The following is a 17412-nucleotide window of genomic DNA, read 5'->3' as shown; positions in this document are numbered from 1 at the left end:
AGCCTAATCAATTTATCTTCGGCGTCGACCCGTCCCAGCCGTGGCGACGCAAGCGCGTCGCCATCTCGATGAGGGCGAGGGGGTAAATCGTCTCGCCCGCTGCGCGCATCTGTTCCATCTCCTCGATGCTGCGCCAGGCGAACTCATCGAGGACGTCGTTCTCGGTCGCGGTGAAGCCCGAGGAGTCGAATTCGTCGACCGGTTCGGCGAGCGTATAGGTGAAGAACACTTCGTGCTGGACGCGGGTTTCGGAGAGGAATTCGAACTTGGAGCTGCGCACGGCGACGGGGCCGATGAGCGCGGCAGGATCGAGCGTGATCCCGGTTTCTTCGGCGAGTTCGCGCGCCGCCGCGCTGCGAGGGTCTTCGCCCTCGTCGCGGCCGCCGCCGGGCGTGAACCACCAGTGATGATTGACGTCATCGCGGTCATGACCGTGGATGACAAGGAGGCGGCCGTCGGGGTCGAAGAGGATCACGCGAGCCGCATCGCGTTCGGGATAGCCCGACGGGCCGATCGGCCACGAGTCACTTCCTCGCGTCTCGACGCGCGTTGTCGTCCCGGGCACGGAGTACGGCGAGCCGCCAAGGTCGGCGTCGAATGCGATCGGGGTCGCGGCAAAACCGGCGAGCTTCATGACCCGCACCTGGGGATCACGGCGGATCCGCAGAACCTGGGCTTGGCGCGAATCATGGAACGTGCGGGCGAGGGCGGCCTGATACCAGGAACGCAACACGTCGGAAAACGCCGGCGACTGTCGGGCGGGAGCGTCGTCGGGCAAGACGGTCAGGACCTGCCGCAGCACGCTCGTGAGTTCGCTTTCGACGCGGGCGCGGTCGCGCTCGACGATAGTGTCCGCGAGCGTGCCCTCGTGCGTGATGACCTCCTGCCGTTCGAGGCCGTCGGCGACGACGGAGCCCGTGCCGGACAGCGACGCGTGCGCCGCGGAGGACAGCAGGTAGGAGGAGGCGGGATCGAGGGCTTGGCTGCCGGCAAGTTCGAGGCAGGCGCTCGCGCGCTTGACGAGTTCGGCATCGAGGACGTGGCGGCAGGAGATCAGCGCCTTGTGCAGGCGGTCGAGGCGGCGCGCCAGGATGACGCCGCGCACGACAAGGATCACCGCGACAATGCCCGCGGCAATGAGCAAGTACTGTCCGGTGCTCACCGCGAGTCACCGCCGAACTTCCAGGCGGCGGGGAACCAACCGCCATCGTCGTCGGGCACACCCGCTCTGAGGCAGTACTCATAGGTCGCGACGATGCGTCGGCCCACGCTGTCCCAGTCATACTGGCCGCGCCACTGTTCGACGTACCGGTCACGTTCCGTCTTGTCGGCCGGGTCGCGTTCCAACACCGTCATGATCGTCGAGGCCAGCGATGCGGAGTCGTTGACGTCGAACAGGTCACCTGCCCGGCCTTGGTCGAGGACATCGCGGAATGCGGTGATCCCGGAAGCGATGACGCTCGAGCCGCCCCCCATCGCCTCGACGAGGACGATGCCGAAAGACTCGCCGCCCGTTTGCGAGGCCACGTAGATATCGCTCGAGGCAAACAGGGCCGCCTTATCGGCCTCGCTCAGCGGACCGAGGAATGTCACCGCATCGCCAACGGCCGCGAGTTCGGCCCGTTCCTTTTCGGCCTCGCCGCGCCCCGCGATGAGGAAGCGTGCGCCCGGATAGCGTTCCAAGACACGCGGAATCGCTCCGGCGAGTACGGGCAGCCCCTTGCGGGGTTCATCGAGGCGGGCCAGGAAACTGATGACCGGGCGCTTGGCATCACCCGTGATGCGGGTGCCTGCCCACTCGGCCTTGGGCTCCACCGCGAAGGCCGACAGCTGGACCCCGTTCGGGATGATCGCGGGGTTCGCGCCGAGGTGCTCGACGATCGTGCGACGAGCTTCGCTGGAGACGGCGATCGGCGCCGTGATCTTGTCCAGCATCGGCTGGAAGGGCAGTCGCATCGTCCACATCGCGCGCGATCGCGACTGGTTGGAATGGAACGTGGCAACGATCGGGACCTCCGCCTGCCACAGTGCGATCATGCCGAGCGAGGGCGTGAGCGGTTCGTGAATATGGATGACGTCGAAGTTTCCCCCGGTCAGCCACCGTTGCGTGCGTTTGGCGGCTCCGGGGCCAAAGCACAGGCGGGCGGTCGAGCCGTTATACGGAACCGGGAATGAGCCACCGGCCGAGACGTAATAGTCCGGCACGTCGGTGTCTTTATCGATCGGTGCCAGGACCGAGACGTCATGACCGGCCGCGATCAGCCACTCGGCGAGGTCGCGGATATGGAACTGGACGCCGCCGGGAACGTCGAAGGCATAGGGGCAGACAAGACCGATTCTCATGTCCCACTCCCCTGCTTCGCCTCGATTCTCGCCATGTCGAGGTCGGCATCGAAGACCGGCTGCAGCATGTGCCAATGAAGCGGATAGCGCCGCAGGTAGTCCGATAGATGCGCGGTCCACTGGGCGGTGAGATCGGCGACGCCCTCCGCGCCCTTCAGATCCGTCACGCAGGGCGCGGAGAACTCGAGCTCCATGCCCCACGGCGTGCCCGCGCGGCGGCGACGCTCGCCCGTGAGGCGAATATGACGACTGCCGACGAAGTACAGCGGGATCTTTGCTGCGAGTGACAGGGCCGCGGGGCCGGCCGCGACGCGCGCCGGATGGCCGCAGATCTGGGCGGGCACGCCCGAACGTGACAGGTCGCGGTCGGCGAGCAAGCACACGAGTCGGCGCTCGGTTCGGCTACGCCGCAGCAACTGGGGGAAGACGGCCCCGCCCTTGTCGAGCGGCAGGATCGTCATCCCGACGGCCTCGCGCAGCGCCACGAAGGCTTGGAAGACCTCTTCGGGCTTGAGATGTTCGGCAACCGTAAGCACGGGCGCGAGGTGGCGCGAGGCCCAGGCACCAGCCAGGTCCCAGTTGCCGAGGTGGCCAAGCGTCAAAATGACGGAGCCTTGAGCACACTTTTCAGCAATCGTCGGGTCCATAACCACCGAGACGCGGGCGTCCACTTGCTCGGGCGTGAGCGATGACAGTTGCAGCGCCTCGGCGTAGTAGCGCATGTAGTGCCGCATCGCTTGCCGGCTAGCACCTGCGACGGTCTCGGGGGTCGCGGCCCCAACGCGCACGAGATTCTTCTCCAGCTGTTTCACGCCGGAGCCGCGTACCAACCACGTGGCATCGGCGCCCAGGTGGGCGGCGGCTCGCACGAGGCGGCCCGGCAGTCGGGGCGCGAGGGCGAAAGCGGTGGCGAGGAGGCGGTCTTTCATGCCCCTGCCTGTTTCTTGACGGTCGCAAGACGCTGGCCGACCGTGATGGCGGCGGCGATCGCCAGGTAGGTGAGCGCAACCGCCAGCACCCACAGTGGCAGTCCGAGCCCGACGAGGAGCGTCGCGAGGAGGGCGATCAAGAGCCGATCCGAACGCTCGGCGATCCCGACGGACGCGGTATAACCGACCGCTTCGGCACGCGCACGCGCATAGGGCACGACGCCGCCGAGGATCGCCGCAGCAATCCCCGCGTACAGGCCCCAGCGTCCGATCGTGCCCGGAACGGAGGCGAAGTAGATCGCGAGGGCCGCGAAGATCGCGCCGTCCGTGATGCGATCGAGCGTGGAGTCCAGGAATGCGCCCCACGGCGATTCCCGCCCGATGAGCCGGGCCATGATTCCGTCGAGGGAATCGGTGAAGACGACCAGGCCGACCGTGAGCGATCCGACGATCAAGTAACCGGGAGCGATGAGGGCGAGCGCGGCGGTGGACGCCAACACCGTGCCCGTGATGGTGACCGCATCGGGGCTCACCCCGAGTTTGACGAGCTGTGTGGCGAGCGGGGTGAAGACGGCTTTCATGGCGCCGCGACCGTGCTGACCTAACACGCGTTCCATCCTTCTGCGAGCAGGGTGCGGGTGTCTCCCAGCACCTGCGGCAACGCTTTCGTTTGCGCGATGATCGGGAAGAAGTTGGCGTCCCCGCCCCAGCGCGGCACGATGTGCTGGTGCAGGTGCGCGGCGATCCCGGCGCCTGCCACCTCGCCCTGGTTCATCCCGAGGTTGAACCCATGCGGGGCGGAGACCTTTTCCAGGACTCGGACCGCCTGCGCGGAGATCTCACCGAACTCGGCGCGTTCTTCGGCGCTCAAATCCACGTAGCGGGCCACGTGGCGATAGGGGCACACGAGCAGGTGGCCTGGGTTGTACGGGTAGAGGTTCAAGATGACGAAGCAGTGCTCACCGCGCGCGACGATCAGTGCGTCCTCATCGCTACGCGCAGGCGCCGCACAAAACGGGCACTGCTCACTCGTCGCGTCGGTGGGTTTGTTCTCGCCCCCGACATAGACCATCCGGTGCGGGGTCCACAGGCGCTCGAACGCGTCTGGGACCCCCGCCGGCATGTCCTGTGACTCAGGCGTCATCGGTCACGAAGTTGTCGTCGTTGCGCCGCGAGCGAACGACTTCGACGATCTCGGCGATGGCTTGGTCGATCTTGACGCCGTTGCGCTGCTCGCCGCCGCGGTATCGGAAGGAGACGGCGTCGGCTGCTTCGTCCTCGCCACCCGCGATCAGGGTGAAGGGGATCTTGTCCTTGGCGGCGTTGCGGATCTTCTTGCCAAAACGGTCATCGCTGCGATCGACCTCGACGCGGATGCCTTCGGCGCGGAGCTTGGCGGCGACCTCGTCGAGGTAGCCTTCAAAGGCGTCGGCGACGGGGATGCAACGCACCTGGACCGGCGACAGCCAGGCCGGGAACGCGCCCGCGTAATGCTCCAGCAGTACCGCGAAGAAGCGCTCGATCGAGCCGAATAGCGCGCGGTGAATCATCACCGGACGCTTGCGGGTGCCATCGGCCGCGGTGTATTCGAGGTCGAAGCGCTCGGGCAGGTTGAAGTCGAGCTGGATCGTCGACATCTGCCACGTGCGACCGATCGCGTCCTTCGCCTGCACGGAGATCTTCGGGCCGTAGAATGCGGCGCCGCCCGGATCGGGCACAAGGTCGAGGCCCGAGGCCGTGGCGACCTCTTCGAGCACCCGGGTTGCTTCCTCCCAGGTGTCGTCATCGCCCACGAATTTGTCTTCGTTCTTGGTCGACAACTCGAGGTAAAAGTCGTTCAGACCGTAATCCTTCAATAGATCGAGCACGAACGTGAGCAGCGAGGCGAGCTCGTCCTTCATCTGCTCGCGCGTGCAGTAGATGTGCGCATCGTCCTGGGTGAAGCCGCGGCCACGCGCAAGGCCATGTACGACGCCTGACTTTTCCAGCCGGTAGACGGTGCCGAACTCGAATAGTCGCATCGGCAGGTCCCGGTAAGACCGGCCGCGCGAGTCGAAGATGAGGTTGTGCATCGGGCAGTTCATGGGCTTGAGGTAGTAGTCCTGCCCCTGCTTCGTAATCTGCCCGGATTCGTCACGTTCTTCTTCCAGGCGCATCGGCGGGTACATGCCATCGGCGTACCACTCGAGGTGGCCGGAGGTCTGAAAGAGGTTTTCCTTCGTGATGTGCGGGGTATAGACGAACTCGTAGCCGGCCTCGATGTGGCGCTTACGCGAGTACTCTTCCATCTCCATGCGGATGATGCCGCCCTTGGGATGGAAGTTCGCAAGTCCCGAGCCGATCTCGTCGGGGAAGGAGAACAGGTCGAGCTCGTTGCCGAGCTTGCGGTGGTCACGGCGCTCGGCCTCGGCGAGGCGGTCGAGGTGCGCGCGTAAGTCGTCCTTGGATGCCCAGGCGGTGCCGTAGATGCGCTGCAGCTGCGGGTTCTTCTCGCTACCGCGCCAGTAGGCTGCGGCCGAGCGCTGCAAGGCAAAGCCGTTGCCGATGAACTTGGTGGTGGGCACGTGCGGTCCGCGGCACAGATCGCTCCAGGCGACCGCTCCCCCGCGGCGCACGTTGTCGTACATAGTGAGCTGGCCGCCGCCGACCTCGACGCTCGCGCCTTCCGCGGCATCATCGGCGTTCGCACCCTTGAGCCCAATGAGCTCGAGCTTGTAGGGCTGGTTGGCGAGTTCGGCGCGCGCCTCATCGTCGCTCACTTCGCGACGCGCGAAGCTCTGGCCCTCCTTCACGATACGGCCCATGCGCTTTTCGATGGCCTTCAGGTCTTCGGGGGTGAAGGGCTCAACATTGCCGAAGTCGTAGTAAAAGCCGTCGGTGATCGGCGGGCCGATTCCGAGGTCGACGTCTGGGTGAATGTCCTGTACGGCCTGCGCGAGGACGTGCGCGCAGGAGTGGCGCAGGATCGACAGGCCCTCATCGCTGGACAGGTCGATCGCGTCGATCACGGCGCCATCGGGGATGACGCGGAACAGGTCCTGGGACTCGCCGTTGACCTTCATCGCGACGACGTCGCGGCGAGCCTCGTACACGGTCGTACCGGTGGTCCCCTCGGGCAGCGTGGTTGCGTTCCCGTCAATGGTTACCTGGATGTCAGACACCGGTCCTCCTCGTGTTGTGTATGGCTTCGTGCGCGTGCGCGGCTCGGTTTAAAGTCTAGCGACGGGCGCGCACTTTCCCTATTTGCGGGAAGGGAAAACAAAAATCCCCCTGCGCATTGCGCAAAGGGATCTGGAGGTGGGTACGGGATTCGAACCCGTGTATACGGCTTTGCAGGCCGCTGCCTCGCCTCTCGGCCAACCCACCATGGTCGGGCCAAGGGCCGGACCTGGAGCGGATGACGGGACTCGAACCCGCGACCCTCACCTTGGCAAGGTGATGCTCTACCAACTGAGCCACATCCGCATCCCGGGTCTCCCCGGTTGCTTCGGCGGTGGTGGGCGATACTGGGTTCGAACCAGTGACCTCTTCCGTGTCAGGGAAGCGCGCTACCGCTGCGCCAATCGCCCTTAGCGACCCGCCGTTGCGTGGGCGATACTGGGTTCGAACCAGTGACCTCTTCCGTGTGAAGGAAGCGCGCTACCGCTGCGCCAATCGCCCGACACAAGCGTTGTGTCGCGGTGATCTTGCGATCACCTGCGGCTTGAAACTTTACCGGACCAATCCCTCGATTCAAAACCGAATTCCGGTGCCGTGTCTCACACGCTTGCATCGTGTTATCGAGCGGATGACGGGACTCGAACCCGCGACCCTCACCTTGGCAAGGTGATGCTCTACCAACTGAGCCACATCCGCAGTGCGCCTTGGCGCCCACTTATCTTAGACCGGCCAAAGCAAGCCGGTCAAAATCAGCACGGGTGCCGCTCGCCACACTGTAAGGGTGCTAGGCAAGCGCCTTAACGTAGCCCTCGTCGGTCTTATCGAAACCCACATTCGGGTAGTAGTCCGGACCCGAAGCCGGGGCCACGACGGTGTGGAATCCGTGGTCAGTGAACCAGGCCGGATTCGTAAAGACGAACTCGCCCGGCGTGAAGTCCCGGTACTTTTCGGATACGAAGTCGAGGTCGATATGGGCGCGCCCGTCTCTCCCGTCGTGCGCCAGCACGTATCCGACGGTCTCTGCCCCCTTCATGATGAGGAACGCGTGGGTTGCGGATTCGATCCCCGTAAAGTGCGGGTTGAACTTCGCAATATCGTCGCGCTGCTGATTCATAAGGTGAGCCAGGTAGGGATCGTCCACCCGGGTGTCGACGACCTGATACTCGCGATCGTCGTGCCGGGTGTTGAGCAGCTTGTACAGGTTGACAATCTGGACGAGCGAAAGTACCACGTTGAGGCCGACGATCGGCCAGGCCCCGATCACCGTGTTGTAGATGACGTGGATGATGCAACCGATGAGGTTGATAATGCGCAGTCGCATGATGCGCTGTTGCATCATGGAAAACACCAAAATGGCTGACCCGGTCCAGCCAAAAATTTCTAACCAAGGCATTGCGTCATTGTAGTGAGTTCGCGACCCGCGTAACCGCGAAATAGCGCATGAGAGAGCGCATTGTGACCAAACTCCACTCCGAGGTCACTCGCGCGAGAGGCATCTCATGGGAATCTAGGAGCATGCAGATCTGGCCTGGTACGTCGTATCCGCTCGGAGCCACCTTCGATGGCTCCGGCACAAATTTTGCCATCTTTTCTAACCTCGCCGAACGCGTGGTGCTGTGTCTTATCGACGATAACGGGGCCGAAACGCAGATCGAGTTAACGGAACAAGACGCCCACGTCTGGCACTGCTACCTTCCCGGCGTCCAGCCCGGAACCCGCTACGGCTACCGTGTCCACGGCGAGTACGCGCCCGAAAAGGGCTACCGCTTCGATCCGTCCAAGCTGCTACTCGATCCGTATGCCAAGGCGATCGACGGCCAGATCGATGGCGACCCGTCCCTGTACTCCTACCAGTTTGGTGATCCCAGCAAGCGCAACCAGGACGACTCCGCCGGACACGGCATGCTCGCCGTCGTCATCAACCCCTTCTTCGACTGGGGACACGACCGCCCGCCGCGCCACGAATACCACGACACGATCATTTACGAGACGCATGTGAAGGGAATGTCGGCTCTGCATCCCGACGTTCCCGAAGAACTGCGCGGCACGTATGCGGGTATGGCCCACCCCGCCGTCATCGAGCACCTTGTCGAACTCGGCGTGACCGCGGTCGAGCTCATGCCCGTTCACCAGTTCGTCGACGACCCGAATCTGCGTGAGCGGAACCTGCACAACTACTGGGGCTACAACACGATCGGGTTCTTCGCACCCCACAACGGCTATGCCGCCTACGGCTCGCGCGGCCAGCAGGTTCAAGAGTTCAAGGCGCTCGTCAAGGCGATGCACGAGGCCGATATCGAAGTCATCCTCGATGTCGTCTACAACCACACCGCCGAGGGCAACCACCTGGGTCCGACGCTGTCCTTCCGCGGCATCGATAACCCGGCCTACTACCGACTCGTTGATGAGGACCCGTCGCACTATTTCGACACCACCGGCACGGGTAACTCGCTGCTCATGCGGTCGCCAGCGGTCCTGCAGCTCATTATGGATTCGCTGCGCTACTGGGTCGAAGACATGCACGTCGACGGCTTCCGCTTCGACCTCGCGTCCACGCTCGCCCGCCAGTTCCACGAGGTCGACCGCCTCGCCGTCTTCTTCGAACTCGTCCACCAGGATCCGGTGATCTCGCAGGTCAAGCTCATTGCGGAGCCGTGGGATCTGGGCGACGGCGGCTACCAGGTCGGTAACTTCCCGCCCCTGTGGAGTGAATGGAACGGCAAGTATCGCGATACCGTGCGCGATTTTTGGCGCGGGGAGCCCTCAACGCTCGCCGAGTTCGCGCGGCGCCTGACCGGCAGCGCGGACCTGTATGAGCACTCCGGCCGCCGCCCGGTCGCTTCGATCAACTTCGTCACCGCGCACGACGGCTTCACGCTCGCGGACCTCGTGTCCTATAACGAGAAACGCAACGACGCCAACGGCGAGAACAACATGGACGGCGAGTCCCATAACCGGTCGTGGAACTGCGGCTGCGAAGGTCCGACGACCGATCAGCGTATCAAGGATCTGCGCGCCCGCCAGCAACGCAATTTCCTCGCCACGCTGCTCGGCAGCCAGGGCGTTCCCATGATCTCGCACGGCGATGAGATGGGCCGCACCCAGCAGGGCAACAACAATACGTACTGTCAGGACACCCCCCTGTCCTGGATCGACTGGGACCTGTCCCCCGAGGACGCGCAGCTGCTGAAGTTCACCACCGACCTCATCGCGCTGCGAAAGAACCATCCGGTCTTCCGTCGTCGCCGGTTCTTCGCCGGCCAGCCGGGCAAGGGCGATATCAACCAAGACGACCTCGAATGGCTGACCCCGTCGGCGCAGACGATGCTCGATCGGGACTGGTCGACGACGTATGCCCGCTCGATCATGGTCTATCTCAACGGCGATGCGATCCCGGAGCCCGACTCGCGCGGCCAGAAGATCCACGACGACTCCTTCCTCATTTTGTTCAACGCCGCCGAGGACGCGATCGAGTTCTCGATCCCCGATAAGGAGCCCGGCAAGTCCTGGGAGATCGTCCTCAATACCGAGGCGCCGGATGCCGTGGGCGAGGTCATCGACCCCGGCTCGATGCTGACGGTGCAGTCCCGGTCGGTGATCTATTTGCGTTCCCTTATTCCCAGCGAGGTCTCCGATGAGACGCCGCTTCCCAAGGAGCCGACGGGAGAGGTCCCGCCCGCGCCGGAAATGCGCCAATCGCGATAGCCTCGAGGTATGTCGGCAACGCATACCCACCGTCCTTTGCCCGAGGGGCGCCAGCCGGTCACGACCTACCGACTCCAACTCACGAGCGAGCTCGATTTCGCGGCCGCCAAGGCCGTCCTGCCCTACCTGGCCCACCTCGGGGTGACCGACGTCTACCTCTCCCCGATCCTGCAGGCCGCGCCGGGCTCGACCCACGGCTATGACGTGGTCGACCACTCCCGCATTTCCGCGGAGCTCGGCGGCCGGGCGGCCTTCGAGGACTTCTCCCGCGCCGCGCACGAGGCGGGGATGTCGGTGCTCGTCGACCTCGTCCCCAACCACATGGCCGTGCCGACCCCCGCGTGGCACAACCGCGCCCTGTGGTCGGTGCTGAAGGACGGCCACGACTCACCGTATGCCCAGTGGTTCGACGTCGACTTCGGCGACGACGGCCTCATCATGCCGGTGCTGGGCGAGCGCATCGGCGAGGCGCTCGGCTCCGGCAATCTCACGGTCGACACCGAGGTCATCGAAGGCGAAGGCAACGACCCCATTGCGGTGTTGCGCTACTTCGATCACGTCTTCCCGATCCGCGCCGGCACGGAACACCTGCCACTGGCCGAACTCGTCGACCGGCAGCACTATCGCCTCGCGTATTGGAAGGTCGCCGACAAAGAGCTGAACTATCGCCGCTTTTTCGACGTCGGCACCCTGGCCGCGGTGCGCGTCGAGATCCCGGAGGTCTTCGACGCGACGCATGCGCTGCTCCTCGAGCTCTTCGAGGCCGGTTTCATCAACGCCTTTAGGATCGATCACCCCGATGGGCTCGCCGACCCGCAGGGCTATTTCGCGCGCCTGTGGGAGGCAACCGGCGGCGCCTATATCGTCGCGGAAAAGATCCTCGAGGGTGACGAAGTCCTGCCGAGCTCCTGGGACGTGGCGGGCACGACGGGTTATGACGCCGCCTGGCGCATCGGCGGCGTCCAGGTCGATAGCCACGGCCAGGGCGATATGGCCCGCATCATGACCGAGCTGACCGGGGATCTGCCGGGCACGCTCGACGAGATCATCGAAGCATCCAAGCGCGAGATCATCGACGGCTCGCTCGGCGCCGAAATGCAGCGCCTGGCCGAACTCGCCGCCGACATCTGCCACGACGATATTCGGCTGCGCGACCACACGCGCGCCGCGATCCTTACCTGCCTGCGCGAGCTCGTCATCGGCATCGACCGATACCGCGCCTACGTGCGTCCCGCCCCCGCGGGTGAGCCGTGGCCGCCGATGGAGACCGACGATCGCGCCACCCTGGACCGGGCGGACGAGCGCGCACGCCGCCACCTCTCCACCGACCAGCTCCAGACCCTCGAGGTCCTGCTCGACCTGCTGAGCGGCGCGGAGGCTGGCAGCGCGGGACGCACCCACGAGCAGCGGCGTGCCGAACTCGCGGTGCGTTTCCAGCAGGTGTGCGGCGCCGTGACTGCGAAGGGTGTCGAGGACACCGCCTACTACCGGTGGAGCCTACTCATCTCGCTGACTGAGGTCGGCGCCGACCCGCACTCCTTCGGCTACCACCCCGACGATCTGTTCGCGTGGGCGCAGCGCCACGGCGCTAGCCACCCGGTGTCGATGACGCTCGGGACGACGCACGATACGAAACGCGGCGAGGACGTGCGCGCCCGCATCTCGGTGCTCTCCCAAGACGTCGTCGCCTGGCGCACGATCCTGCAAAACCACGGCCATCTGCTCGACGGAGTCCATGGCCGGCTGAAGAACATCATCTGGCAGATCCTGTTCGGCACGCTGATCGAATCCGACCCGATGACGCCCGAACGCCTCGCCGCGTTCGTCACGAAGTCGGCGCGCGAACAAAAAGACGTCACCTCCTGGACGCGGGTCGATGAGGAGACCGAAGCCACGACGATCGCTGCGGCGCAGGCGGCGCTTGCCGATGAGGACCTGCAGGCCGACCTCGCGGCGCTCAACCAGCATCTCGCAAGCGGCATCCGCACGGCGATCCTCGCGTCGAAGGCCGTGCAGCTCTCGCTCGTTGGCGTCGCGGATATCTATCAGGGCAGCGAGGTCCTGCGCTCCTCGCTCGTCGATCCCGACAATCGCCGTCCCGTCGATTTCGCGGGCCTTTCCGACCTGCTCACCGAGCTCGATGCCGGACGCCGGCCCGCTACCCTCGATGAGGAAAAACTCTGGATCACAGCCTGCCTTGCGCGGCTGCGCCGCGAGCTTCCCGATCCGTTCCTGTCCGGCATCCTCGCGCCACTGCCCACAACGACGACCCTCGCGCTGGCCTACACCCGCGGGGCTGACGAACAGGTCGCCGTCGTCGCCCAGCGTCTCGGGCATCGCGCCGAGAAGCGCGGCGGCCTGCGCAACCATGTCGTCGTCCTGCCCGAACGCCCCGTCACCGATGTGCTGACCGGACGCAGCTATCCGGGCGGACGCACCCTGCTCGCCGAGCTCTTCGCGCACTATCCCGTAGCGGTCCTCAAAGCGACGGAAGGTTAAACCATGACGCTCCCCGTGGACGTGTGGGCGCCGCACGCAACACGCGTTGAACTCATCACCGACGACGGCCGATCTGACATGAGCGCCGAGGACAACGGCTGGTTCACCGCAAGCCTGCCGGCCGGCACGCGTTACTCGTTCTCCCTCGACGGCGGCCCGGCCCGCCCCGATCCGCGCTCGGCTTTCCAACCCGAGGGCGTACATGGCCCCTCCGAAGTCGTCGATGCCGCCGCCTACGCGTGGCACTCCGGCGCCGAGATTGGTATCGATGCCCTCACCTCGGTCATGTACGAGCTGCACGTTGGCACGTTCACCGAGGCCGGCACGCTGCGCTCCGCGATCGAGCGACTGGACCACCTTGCTGACCTCGGCATCACGATGATCGAACTCATGCCGATCGCCGCCTTCCCCGGCAAGGCCGGCTGGGGGTATGACGGCGTGGGACTGTGGGCCGTCCATGAGGCCTACGGCGGACCGACCGCCCTGCAGGAATTCGTCGACGCCGCCCACACCCGCGGCATCGGGGTGTGCCTCGACGTCGTCTACAACCACCTCGGACCGTCGGGCAATTACCTCGCCGAATTCGGCCCGTATTTCACCTACGCCCACCACACGCCGTGGGGCCAGGCCATCAACCTCGATGGGCCCGGCTCGCGGCACGTGCGCGACTTCATCATCGACTCCGCGCTGCGCTGGTTCACCGACTTCCGCATCGATGCGCTCCGCCTTGACGCCGTTCACGCGCTCATCGACGACTCCGAATACCACCTGCTCGCCGAGCTTTCCGATCGCGTCGACGAGCTCCGCGAGGAAACCGGCCGGCCGCTGCGCCTCATCGCCGAATCCGACCTCAACGACGTCACGACGATCACGCCTACGCGCCGCGGCGGCTACGGGATGGATGCCCAGTGGGACGACGATATCCACCACGCGCTGCATGCCTGGCTCACCGGGGAGCGCCACGGCTACTATGCCGACTTCGGCGAGTCCTCGACCCTCGCCAAGGCCCTGACCGAAGTCTTCGTCCACAACGGCACGTTCTCCTCCTTCCGCGGCAAGCACTGGGGCACCCCCGTCCCCGCCGATGTCGACCCGAGGCGATTTGTTGCCTTCACCGAAAACCATGACCAGGTCGGTAACCGCGGCATGGGCGACCGCCCGAGCGAACGCCTGCCCGCCCCGCTCGTCGCCGGCGGCGCCGCGCTACTGCTGCTCTCCCCCTTTACCCCCATGCTGTTCATGGGCCAGGAATGGTCGGCCTCGACGCCGTTCCCGTTCTTCACCGACTATGCCGAAAACGAACTCGCGCACGCCATCCGGGAGGGCCGCCGCCGCGAATTCGCCGAACACGGCTGGACGGACCTGTACGGCCCGGACGCCGCTGTCCCCGACCCGCAAGACCCGGCGACGGTCACCTCCGCCGTCCTGCCATGGGACGAGCGCGAAACCGGGATCCACGCCCGCATGCTCGCCTGGTTCACCTCGCTCATCGCCCTGCGACGCGAGACCTTCGGCGATGGCGAGACGGAACACGTCATCACCCCCTCCTATGGCGATCACTGGTTTGCGATGCGTCGCGGCCCGCTAATCGTCATCCTCAACCGCGGCGAGGACCCGGAGACGATCGAGGTCGCCGATGGGCACATCGTGCAGGCCTTTACCGCCGACGACACGGACGCGACCACGACGAGGACCGATGTCACCGTGCCCGCCCGCTCCAGCGTCATCTTGCGGATCGGCGCGCCTACGCCCCGGTGGCGCACCCGTGTCCTAGTCTGACGATGTGACCGAACCTCTTGCCCCCAGCGATTTTCGTGCAGCACTCGCCTCGCTGCGCGGTCATCAGCTGCGGCCGGAGATCGCGCTGACGGAGATTCCGGGGCCGACGCGCCTCGCGCCCTATGCCGCCGCACTCAGTGCCGAAGTCCTCACCGACGACGATGAGCTCGCGGGCCACGGCCGGTTCGTCATCCTCTACGACCCCGACGGGCAACCCGCCTGGCACGGCGACTTCCGCATCATCGTCCTCGTGAAGGCGCCCATGGACTCCGAGGTCGCCGACGACCCACTGCTCGGCGAGGTGGGCTGGTCGTGGCTGACCAGCGCGCTCGATGACCAGGGCGCCGGCTATCACCACCTGTCGGGAACCGTCACGCGGGTACTGTCCGAGACCTTCGGCGGTCTCGAACTGTCTGATCAAGACATCGAGATGGAGATCCGCGGCTCGTGGACGCCCGTCACGAGCGATCTTGGCCCTCACCTGCAGGCATGGCTTAACCTAGTAGAGATCTCCTGTGATCTCGTTCCAATTCCCCGAATTATTCCGCCGTCAGGACTATGAGCGAAACTGAGCTGCCCCTCCTTTCCGTTCCTCGCAACGGTGTCCCCGACGTCATGACGGAAGAGGCCGAGCTCGCCGACTATATTGCGAAGCTCAAGCGCGGCAAAGGGCCGCTCGCGGTCGATACCGAACGCGCCTCGGGCTTTCGCTACACCTCCGATGCCTACCTCGTTCAGGTGCGCCGCGAGTGCGCCGGCACGGCCCTCATCGATCCCGAATTCCTGTTCGACCTGTCATCCCTGTCCAATGCGATGGCCGATGTCACGTGGGTGCTGCACGCGGCCTCCCAGGACCTGCCGTGCCTCAACCGCCTCGGGATGCGACCAAAGACGATTTTCGACACGGAACTCGCCGCGCGGCTGCTCGGCGATCCCAAGGTCTCCCTCGGAGCCGTCGTCGAGCGCGAACTCGGCATCCGCCTCGCCAAGGAGTTCTCCGCCGTCGACTGGTCGCAGCGGCCCCTGCCCCATGACTGGCTGATCTATGCGGCGCTCGACGTGGAGTTGCTCGATGAGGTCATGGAACGCCAGGTCGCGCGCCTAAAAGACGCGAAGAAGCTGTCGTGGGCCGAAGAAGAATTCGAATACGTTCGCACGCTCGAGCCCCCGGCCCCGAAACCGCATCAGTGGCGGCGGATTTCTCGCCTGTCTGAACTCAAGAGCGGCCGCCAGCTAGCCGCGGCCCGCGAACTGTGGCGGGAGCGCGACCGCCTCGGCCAAGAGACGAACACGTGCCCCTCGCGGCTGCTGCCCGACCGCATGGTGATCTCAATCGTCAAGGCGAATCCGCGTAACTCGCGCCAGATCAAGAAGATGTCAGGGCTGCGCCATCGCCGGCTCGCCGAGAACTGGCATGACGCGCTCGAACGCGCCCGCGCCCTGCCCGCGGATGAACTGCCGAGCAAGCGCGGCTCAGGCAATCCGGGCTTGCCCGATCACCGGCGCTGGAGCCAGTCCCATCCGGAGGCCGCCGAGCGGCTCGCCGCGATCCGCGCCGTCGTTGCCGAGGTCGGCGAGCAACACAACGTCCCGGCCGAGAACATGCTGCTCCCGGCGCATCAGCGCCTGCTTGCCTGGGTGGAATTCCCCGCGACCCCGGCCGCGGTACGAGCCGCCCTCGATGAGATGGGCAGCCGCTCCTGGCAGATCGCGCTGCTGTCCGCCCCGCTTGCCGAGGCGCTGCGCAAACTCTAGCGATCCAGGCCCGGCCGGTCGGCCTTCGTCGGCGGGTGGTGGCGCAGGAACTTGCGCCACTGGTTGACATAGGCGGCGAGCACGTATCCCCACCGCTTCGGGCTGCGCTCAGACGTATTGAACAGCGGGCTCGCGACGCGGCCGGACGCGACAAGCCGCGCGATGCGCGCCCGCTCCCCGGGCGTGTACATCATGAGCAGGCTGATCGGTACGACCGTGTACAGGCCTTCCTTTGCCACCGTGTAGCGCCGATCGATGACCTCCCCGGCAACATAGTCGCGCAGATAGAACTCGACGGGGTTCGCGCCGACGGCCGTGAGGTAGTGGTGGGCGCGGCCGAGCCGGGCGTTCATCTCGAAGATCATCGGGACGCCCGTGCGCGGGTCGACCTTGATGTCGAAACAGGCGAAACCGTGCCAGCCGAGTTCTTCCACGATCCGGCTCGCGTGCGCGATGATGTCCTCGTCGATCTCGGTGATGATCGCTGCCGAGTTACCGATCGCGCTCGGGGCGTGCTCTTCGAGCAGGACGCGGCCGAGCCCCGCGAAGACGACCTTGCCGCCTGCCTGGCAATAAAGGTTCAGCACGCGCATCTGCGAGTCGGGTCCGGGGATGTATTCCTGCAGCAGGAAGTCACCTGCATAGCCGGCGGCGTCCGCGGCCGTGAGTGCTGCCTGCGCCTCGGCGGGCGAGGCAAACGTAAAGACCTTCTTCTTCCCCGCAAATTCGACCTCGTGATAGGCGGGCGTATCGGTTGCCTTCGCGACGATCGGGTACGTGATCGCCTCTCCATCGGCGGGGATCGGGCCGCCCGGGGCACGCACGACGCTGCGCGGATGCGGGATCCCGAGGGCGACGCACAGCTCGGTGAAGCTCGCCTTATCCGTCGCGCGGGCAACGGTAGCTTTGTCGGGATAGGGCACGATGAAGCGCTCGGGCAGGTCATCGCGCAGCGCGATCAGGCTCTCGACGTTCCAGTCCGCGCTCGCGACCGCGAAAATATGGTTTGCGTTCGAGGCGGCCTCGATCTGACGCAGATGGCGCAGAAGGACCTCGTGGTCTTCCATCTGCGGCTCGACGATCAGGCGCGCGATCGAGGAATCGCGCACGATCCCGCCTCCGAACGCGGAGATGATCGTCGGTCTATTACCGGTCGCCTGAAAGAACGCACGAGCCACGGAATAGGCGCCGATATCGCCACCGAGGACGACGGCGGTGACGGAAGAGTAATCCTGCATAGCTC

The 17412-nt window shown here is 65.5% G+C and carries 13 protein-coding genes and 5 tRNA genes; 5 read left to right on the top strand and 13 right to left on the bottom strand.

The genetic code is table 11. The features are described 5' to 3' along the window. Positions 1-7 precede the first annotated feature (7 nt). The 12 genes from BSZ39_RS14460 to BSZ39_RS01625 all read right to left on the bottom strand — a co-directional run bounded on the left by BSZ39_RS14460 (position 8) and on the right by BSZ39_RS01625 (position 7770). Complete coding sequence (locus BSZ39_RS14460) at positions 8-1162, bottom strand: NUDIX hydrolase (protein ID WP_245792397.1); 1155 nt, start codon at positions 1160-1162, stop codon at positions 8-10. Continuing rightward, complete coding sequence (locus BSZ39_RS01675; protein WP_073715663.1) at positions 1159-2343, bottom strand: glycosyltransferase family 4 protein; 1185 nt, start codon at positions 2341-2343, stop codon at positions 1159-1161. The genes BSZ39_RS14460 and BSZ39_RS01675 overlap by 4 nt, the downstream gene beginning before the upstream one ends. Continuing rightward, entirely contained in the window at positions 2340-3272 is a 933-nt protein-coding gene (locus BSZ39_RS01670) for a phosphatidylinositol mannoside acyltransferase (protein ID WP_073715662.1), read from the bottom strand. The genes BSZ39_RS01675 and BSZ39_RS01670 overlap by 4 nt, the downstream gene beginning before the upstream one ends. Then, positions 3269-3880, bottom strand: a complete 612-nt coding sequence (pgsA, locus tag BSZ39_RS01665; RefSeq protein ID WP_222842835.1) for a phosphatidylinositol phosphate synthase — start codon at positions 3878-3880, stop codon at positions 3269-3271. The genes BSZ39_RS01670 and pgsA overlap by 4 nt, the downstream gene beginning before the upstream one ends. Further along, the gene (locus BSZ39_RS01660; RefSeq protein ID WP_073715660.1) at positions 3874-4416 is read right to left on the bottom strand and encodes an HIT family protein; all 543 of its coding nucleotides are present in this window, start codon (positions 4414-4416) and stop codon (positions 3874-3876) included. The genes pgsA and BSZ39_RS01660 overlap by 7 nt, the downstream gene beginning before the upstream one ends. Beyond that, the gene (gene thrS, locus BSZ39_RS01655; RefSeq protein WP_073715659.1) at positions 4406-6433 is read right to left on the bottom strand and encodes a threonine--tRNA ligase; all 2028 of its coding nucleotides are present in this window, start codon (positions 6431-6433) and stop codon (positions 4406-4408) included. The genes BSZ39_RS01660 and thrS overlap by 11 nt, the downstream gene beginning before the upstream one ends. Before the next feature lie 131 nt (positions 6434-6564). Continuing rightward, positions 6565-6638: transfer RNA gene (locus BSZ39_RS01650), tRNA-Cys, on the bottom strand. A gap of 23 nt (positions 6639-6661) precedes the next feature. Next, a tRNA-Gly gene (locus BSZ39_RS01645) sits at positions 6662-6737 on the bottom strand. Between the two features lie 29 nt (positions 6738-6766). Beyond that, positions 6767-6841 (bottom strand) — tRNA-Val (locus BSZ39_RS01640). A 19-nt stretch (positions 6842-6860) separates the two neighbouring features. Then, positions 6861-6932 (bottom strand) — tRNA-Val (locus tag BSZ39_RS01635). A gap of 122 nt (positions 6933-7054) precedes the next feature. Further along, positions 7055-7127, bottom strand: a tRNA-Gly gene (locus BSZ39_RS01630). 88 nt (positions 7128-7215) lie between these two features. Then, positions 7216-7770 (bottom strand): hypothetical protein, encoded by a 555-nt coding sequence (locus BSZ39_RS01625; RefSeq protein ID WP_222842834.1) that lies wholly within the window; start codon positions 7768-7770, stop codon positions 7216-7218. A 176-nt stretch (positions 7771-7946) separates the two neighbouring features. On the opposite strand from BSZ39_RS01625, the gene glgX reads away from it, so the two are divergent. From glgX to BSZ39_RS01600, 5 genes are read left to right on the top strand one after another with little or no spacing between them, the layout of a single operon-like run. Then, on the top strand, positions 7947-10136 hold the full coding sequence (gene glgX, locus BSZ39_RS01620) for a glycogen debranching protein GlgX (RefSeq protein ID WP_083602848.1): 2190 nt from the start codon (positions 7947-7949) through the stop codon (positions 10134-10136). Positions 10137-10145: 9 nt separating this feature from the next. Beyond that, positions 10146-12635 (top strand): malto-oligosyltrehalose synthase, encoded by a 2490-nt coding sequence (treY, locus tag BSZ39_RS01615; RefSeq protein WP_073715657.1) that lies wholly within the window; start codon positions 10146-10148, stop codon positions 12633-12635. Between the two features lie 3 nt (positions 12636-12638). After that, complete coding sequence (gene treZ, locus BSZ39_RS01610; RefSeq protein WP_073715656.1) at positions 12639-14414, top strand: malto-oligosyltrehalose trehalohydrolase; 1776 nt, start codon at positions 12639-12641, stop codon at positions 14412-14414. Between the two features lie 4 nt (positions 14415-14418). Next, positions 14419-14976 (top strand): DUF3000 domain-containing protein, encoded by a 558-nt coding sequence (locus BSZ39_RS01605; RefSeq protein ID WP_073715655.1) that lies wholly within the window; start codon positions 14419-14421, stop codon positions 14974-14976. Continuing rightward, positions 14973-16169, top strand: a complete 1197-nt coding sequence (locus tag BSZ39_RS01600) for an HRDC domain-containing protein (RefSeq protein ID WP_073715654.1) — start codon at positions 14973-14975, stop codon at positions 16167-16169. The genes BSZ39_RS01605 and BSZ39_RS01600 overlap by 4 nt, the downstream gene beginning before the upstream one ends. Here the strand turns inward: BSZ39_RS01600 and BSZ39_RS01595 are convergent. After that, a complete protein-coding gene (locus BSZ39_RS01595) occupies positions 16166-17407 on the bottom strand; it encodes a carboxylate--amine ligase (protein ID WP_073715653.1) in 1242 nt (413 codons plus the stop codon). The genes BSZ39_RS01600 and BSZ39_RS01595 overlap by 4 nt on opposite strands. Between the last annotated feature and the right edge of the window lie 5 nt (positions 17408-17412).

Origin of the sequence: Bowdeniella nasicola (assembly GCF_001907295.1) — a bacterium.
GTDB lineage: Bacteria > Actinomycetota > Actinomycetes > Actinomycetales > Actinomycetaceae > Bowdeniella > Bowdeniella nasicola.
Note: the sequence above shows the minus strand (reverse complement) of the source record. Positions and strands in the feature narration are given on the sequence as shown.

Excerpts from the sequence above, each read along its gene's own strand:
- BSZ39_RS01660 (WP_073715660.1), bottom strand. The coding sequence starts at position 4,416 with ATGACGCCTGAGTCACAGGACATGCCGGCGGGGGTCCCAGACGCGTTC.
- BSZ39_RS01600 (WP_073715654.1), top strand. The coding sequence starts at position 14,973 with ATGAGCGAAACTGAGCTGCCCCTCCTTTCCGTTCCTCGCAACGGTGTC.
- BSZ39_RS01675 (WP_073715663.1), bottom strand. The coding sequence starts at position 2,343 with ATGAGAATCGGTCTTGTCTGCCCCTATGCCTTCGACGTTCCCGGCGGC.
- BSZ39_RS01670 (WP_073715662.1), bottom strand. The coding sequence starts at position 3,272 with ATGAAAGACCGCCTCCTCGCCACCGCTTTCGCCCTCGCGCCCCGACTG.
- BSZ39_RS01595 (WP_073715653.1), bottom strand. The coding sequence starts at position 17,407 with ATGCAGGATTACTCTTCCGTCACCGCCGTCGTCCTCGGTGGCGATATC.
- treZ (WP_073715656.1), top strand. The coding sequence starts at position 12,639 with ATGACGCTCCCCGTGGACGTGTGGGCGCCGCACGCAACACGCGTTGAA.
- BSZ39_RS01625 (WP_222842834.1), bottom strand. The coding sequence starts at position 7,770 with ATGATGCAACAGCGCATCATGCGACTGCGCATTATCAACCTCATCGGT.
- treY (WP_073715657.1), top strand. The coding sequence starts at position 10,146 with ATGTCGGCAACGCATACCCACCGTCCTTTGCCCGAGGGGCGCCAGCCG.
- glgX (WP_083602848.1), top strand. The coding sequence starts at position 7,947 with ATGCAGATCTGGCCTGGTACGTCGTATCCGCTCGGAGCCACCTTCGAT.